Consider the following 2340-nt stretch of genomic DNA (forward strand, 5'->3'; position numbering starts at 1 on the left):
GCCCCCCCACCCGACCCCCCCCCCCCCGCGCCCCCCCCCCCGCCCCCCCGGGCGGGGCCCCCCCCCCCCCCCCCCCGGCCGGGGGGGGGGGGGGGGGGGGCGGGCCGCCCCCCCCCCGGGCCCGATCGGCTCACAGCTCACAGGCAGGCCCGTATCCAGGGGACGACCGGCGGGGGCTCACAGCCCACACAGCAGGTCGGCGGGACCGGCCAGGCCGCGCCGGTCCCGCCACACCCCCTCTGCGTCCAGAAAGATGCCGGTATGACCGAATCTTTCGACTACAGGCAGAGCAGGGTCGAACAAGAACAACCCGGTACCCCGGGGCCAAAAGAGGCCGTCCTAGTAGGAACAGCGTTTGGCGATCGGTTCCGGAGGCAGTTGGTGATCACCTGGCTCACGAATCTCGATGAGAAACGACGGCACTGTCGTGTCCACGAACGTGGAACGGCCAGCCTCTCGTCAGAGCGGCTGGCAGTCGAAGGGGTCGCCGGAGCCGGGCTTGAACGTCGTGCCGAGGTCGTACTGCGCGATCCCGAAAGGTTGAAAATCGGCATCGGCAAGGACGCGGTAGAGGAACTCAGAGGTGGACATGTCGTACTGGTCCCATGCGCCGCCGTCATCGGACCGCGCAAGGACGGGGTAATCGCCCGGCCGCTCGGCATCGATCAGCCAAAAGTACCCGTCGGCCCATTCGGTGGAGCCCCAGGGGACCAGCCCCTTGCCGCCCGGCGCGTAGATCGCATAGGGATCGACGGCGGAGACGTCTCCGAGCTTTCTGTCCTGGTCGACCGACAGCCAGACCCGCCACTGTGTCAGGAAGTCGAACGAGACGCCCTCGTCGCGCCCCAGAAAGTAGACGGAATCACTGAAGACGCCGCCGCCGAACACCTCGTAGAGCTCCTTATAGTCCGCCGGCAGCGGAACCCCCAGCTCTCCCTCGATCGCCGCCCAGTCGACGGAGATCCCGAGCGGCTCCCACCCGGTCAGTTCGATCACTCGCTGAATCCACATACAATAATCTTTTAGCACCGATCTTCGTTCCGATGTCCCTCAACCCCCTCGTCGCATCGGCAGCTATCGCACTCAGCCGACCTTGGCGGGTTCCTCAGTCCGGGCTCGCGTGCTGGCAAGGCGAAGGAGTCAGTGCCGGTCTCGATGATGGTGCCGTTGAAGGTGAGGCAGTCGACGATGAGGCGTAGACGGTCTCGCCGAGCGTCCCGTTCTCCTGCCGTAGCTGCTCGCGGACGAAGCGGTGAGCCGGGGGCTGGTGGCGCCGTATCAGGTGGTGTGTGTCGACATCAGCGACCCCGAGTTCCACCAGCTGCGTCAGGAGGCCGGGTACGGGTCGGACGCCGCACGCGGGACGCGGCTCGCGGCACTGCAGACCGGGATCGTTACCGCGGCCGCCGAAGAAAACCTACGGAAGGTGTTGACGTTCCACAGCCGGGTCAGTGAAGCCGAAGTCATGGCCGCAGGTGTGGTGGACGCGGCCCTGAAACTGTGGGAAAACGATCCGCGACGCTACCCGGAGCCGGAGCCGGAGCCGGAGCCGGAGCCGGAGCCGGAGCCGGAGCCGGAGCCGGAGCCGGAGCCGGAGCGGGTATGGGTCGACTGGCTGTACGGCGAACACCCGCCCGCCCACCGACGCGCCGTGCTGGAGGAGTTCGCCTCCGACACCATCACGAACCAGAACCAGAACCAGAACCAGAACCAGAACCAGAACCAAGGCCAGGGGCAGGGGCGGCTGGTCGAGGGTGGTGTCGGGGGGCGCGGCGGGGATGGCAGGTGTGGTAGGCGTGGCAAGGGTGGGCGGCGGTCGGGGAAGGGTTGGTGCCGGCGCGGCCTTGCCGTACGCCTTCGCCTGTTCCGCCGACATCGAGTTGTATGCGGCGAGCACCGTGGCTTTCTCCGCCGCGTCGGGGTCGGCCGCCGACGTCGCGGGCGCGGGCGTCGAGGCGGCTGGCGGGGCCGCGGACGGCTTCGAACCGTCGGTCGCCGCCACCGCATCCGGCGAGCAGCAGAGCGAGCGGTACAGCGCCGTACAGCACCGCCGTACGCCTCGGTCGAATCTTCGTCACCATCCAGGCCACCCCCGCGTGTTGATCAGTCCGGGCTCACCGTAACGCGGCGCAGCCGCACGCTCACGGCCCTTTGCCTCGGGCGGGGTGGATGAAGGGGACCTCTCTCCTGCAGAGAGACACCTCATGCTGTTACTGATTTCGGCGTTTCGGGGTCTGGATTTGTGTCGGGATGGGTGACGCGGTCCGTCCGGGCTGGTACGCCGGAGGCATGCGGTATCCGGACGGGGGCGGGCTGTCCGCCGAGCAGCGTAGGCGCCGG

Annotated in this window: 2 protein-coding genes; both read right to left on the bottom strand. The window is 68.6% G+C overall.

Annotation, left to right across the window (positions count from 1 at the left end; translation table 11 throughout):
- Positions 1-459: 459 nt before the first annotated feature.
- Positions 460-996 carry an SMI1/KNR4 family protein gene (locus tag ACFYY7_RS45135; protein WP_388672182.1) on the bottom strand — a complete coding sequence of 179 codons (537 nt, stop codon included), beginning with the start codon at positions 994-996 and terminating at the stop codon, positions 460-462.
- 421 nt (positions 997-1417) lie between these two features.
- Complete coding sequence (locus ACFYY7_RS45140) at positions 1418-2002, bottom strand: hypothetical protein (protein WP_388672185.1); 585 nt, start codon at positions 2000-2002, stop codon at positions 1418-1420.
- Positions 2003-2340 lie beyond the last annotated feature (338 nt).

It is taken from the genome of Streptomyces sp. NPDC001933, assembly GCF_042890955.1.
In the GTDB taxonomy this organism is placed as follows: Bacteria; Actinomycetota; Actinomycetes; order Streptomycetales; family Streptomycetaceae; genus Streptomyces.